Annotated in this window: 1 protein-coding gene; it reads left to right on the forward strand. The window is 37.3% G+C overall.

The features are described 5' to 3' along the window. Positions 1-14 precede the first annotated feature (14 nt). Positions 15-1,607 carry an Hsp70 family protein gene (locus tag AC3DU7_RS29990; RefSeq protein ID WP_488042891.1) on the forward strand — a complete coding sequence of 531 codons (1,593 nt, stop codon included), beginning with the start codon at positions 15-17 and terminating at the stop codon, positions 1,605-1,607. Positions 1,608-2,949: the final 1,342 nt, after the last annotated feature.

Below are 2,949 nucleotides of genomic sequence, written 5' to 3' on the forward strand. Positions count from 1 at the left end.
AATTAGATAACTAAATGACTATAGCTATAGACTTCGGAACAAGTAATACGGTAATATCCCGTTGGAATCAAACAACTCAACAGCCTGAAATTGTTAAGTTACCAGGTTTGTCAATTATTTCTGGACAAAATCCACCTCTAATTCCTAGCTTGGTTTATGTAGAGAATGCTGCTGAAAAGAAGGTAGTAATAGGTCAGCAAGTTAGAGATAGGGGTTACGATGTAAATACAGATTCTCGTTTCTTTCGGAATTTTAAACGGGGTATTGGCTCAGATATTAAAGGATTTTTGCCTGAGCTTGATGGTCAGGTGGTCTCTTTTGAACAGGTAGGAAAGTTATTTTTACAACAAATTGTAGCTGGTATTCGGAATGTTCCTTTGCCAGTAGAATCTTTAATTTTTACTGTTCCAGTTGATAGTTTTGAGGCTTATCGTAATTGGTTGGGGGAAGTTTGTCAGTCTTTAGAAGTTGAACAAGTAAGAATGATTGATGAACCTACTGCTGCTGCTTTAGGTTATGGAATGAAAGAGGCAGAAATTTTATTAGTGGTTGATTTTGGTGGGGGAACTTTAGATTTATCTTTGGTAAGGTTGGATAATTCGGCACAGAAACAACCTTTGGGTTTTATTTTGAAATGGGGTGAAAAGTCGTTTGGTAAAAGTTCAAATCAAAAGGCAAAAACGGCCAGAGTTTTAGCAAAAGCAGGACAGAATTTAGGGGGGTCTGATATTGATAATTGGTTGGTAGATTATTTTGTCAAAAATCAGGGTATTGAAAAGACTCCTTTAACTACTCGTTTGGCAGAAAAGTTAAAGATTCAATTGTCTTTACAACAGCAGGCAACGGAAGTTTATTTTGATGATGAAAATTTAGAAAGTTATGAATTGGAATTAGGGCGAGATGGCTTTGAGGAAATTCTCAGAGAAAAGGGATTTTTTGTGAGTCTTGATGAATCTATGAATCAGGTTTTACTTCAGGCAAAAAGGCAAGGAATAGATTTATCGGAAATTGATGCTGTTTTGTTGGTGGGAGGTACGGTACAAATTCCGGCGGTACAGAGGTGGGTAAAGGAATATTTTGATGCTGCAAAAATTCGTTGTGAAAAACCTTTTGAAGCAATTTCTCAGGGAGCATTACAATTAACTCAAGGGGTTGAAGTTAAGGATTTTTTGTATCACAGTTATGGTATCCGTTATTGGGATAGAAGGAAAAATGCTCATAGTTGGCATCCTTTAATTAAATCTGGTCAACCATATCCAATGAGTAATCCTGTAGAGTTGGTTTTGGGTGCTTCGGTGAATAGTCAACCAAGTATTGAATTAATTTTGGGAGAATTGGGTGCTGAGTCTGGTGGTACAGAAGTTTATTTCGATGGCGATCGCCTAATTACTCGCAAAATATCTGGAGAGCAAACTGTAGTAAAACCTTTAAATGACCGAGATGGAGGTCGTAGTATTGCTGAATTAACTCCTCCTGGAAATCCTGGAAGCGATCGAATTAAGGTGTTGTTTTGGGTGGATGAATCTAGATTTCTCAGAATAACAGTAGAAGATTTATTGACTAATGAAATTTTGTTGAATGAGCAGGCGGTTGTGCAGTTGAGTTAGTGCCGCTACGCGGAAGTTAAAAGTTAAAAGTCAAAAGTATTAATTTGTAATTTTTTTAGGATTTTGTAACCAGTTATTTCTGCTGTCCTGCATTAGTATGTTTTAGACAAAAAACATCTCTATGAAAGAGAAACATCTCTATAGAAGCCATTTGGTATCTTGGCAAAGTTGCAAGTTTTTGGCTCAGGAGTCAGAAGTCAGGAGATTAAGAAATAAAATAGGGAAAAAAGGTAGAAAAATACCCCCATCTCCCCACCCTCCACACACTTCCCACACTTCCCACCCCCATCATGTATAAAAAAATAGATCCCAAATGGGTTCTATAGAACCCCTAAAGGTATCTTTAATTTTCTCCTTTTTGTCAGGAATGCGATCGCCAATCATCCAAAAGTAGTTTCAAACTCAAAATTAGACAAGAAGGGAAAACTATAGATTTAACTTATCACATCAGTAATTAAAATTATTTATTTTAATCAAACAAGTTCCGATTTTCCCCAAATTATTACAAAATATTCCACGCACTTGCGTTATTTTAGGCATTTGGTATCATATTTTGTACATAAAGTATTGTGCCAATGTTGTGTTTAAAAGTAAAAGATTCTGTCTTGAATAAAGCTACAAGCAAGTATTTACGTTAATATCATCCAGAATATTTACATTTTTGGCAAAGGTGAATAATCTCAAAACGAGAAATTTTAGACCAGTAGAAATGCTTAAGTAATTATGGCTATTGACAGATAACAAGTTAATAGAGTGATAAGTTGCGGCATTAAGTTTCCAAATACTTTTTTAGTCATTCTGGAAATTTCCAACTAATCCGTATTAACCCCAGCGGGAGGGGGAAATTTCAGTTATCAGTCAAATAATTTTTCAGAGAGAAAGGGGAGTGGATATTGTTTCCAACTAATCCGCATTAACCCCAGTGGTGGGGCAAAACTGTTTCGGAATACTTTTTTAGTCATTCTGGAAATTTCCAACTAATCTGCATTAACCCCAGCGGGGGGGAAATTTCAGTTATCAGTTATCAGTTATCAGTCAAATAATTTTTAAGGAGGTGTAGGGGAAGACCCCTACCCAAAATTTCCAATTAATCCGCATTAACCCGAGCGGGGGGGGGTAGAAGGACGATTGAAAGGAAAGCTAAAGAAAATCTGTTTCCAACTAATCCGCATTAAACCCAGCGGGGGGGGGGACATTATTCCAATGGGAATTCAAAGAAAGGTACGGATGGGTTTCCAACTAATCCGCATTAAACCCAGCGGGGGGGGCAAACCCAAATTGACTTGAAGCCCCTGCTTCACATAAGGTTTCCAACTAATCCGCATTAAACCCAGCGGGGGGG

This window comes from Okeania sp. (assembly GCF_983059655.1).

Bases quoted from the DNA above. Each gene is read 5' to 3' on its own strand.
- AC3DU7_RS29990 (WP_488042891.1), top strand. From the start codon at position 15: ATGACTATAGCTATAGACTTCGGAACAAGTAATACGGTAATATCCCGT.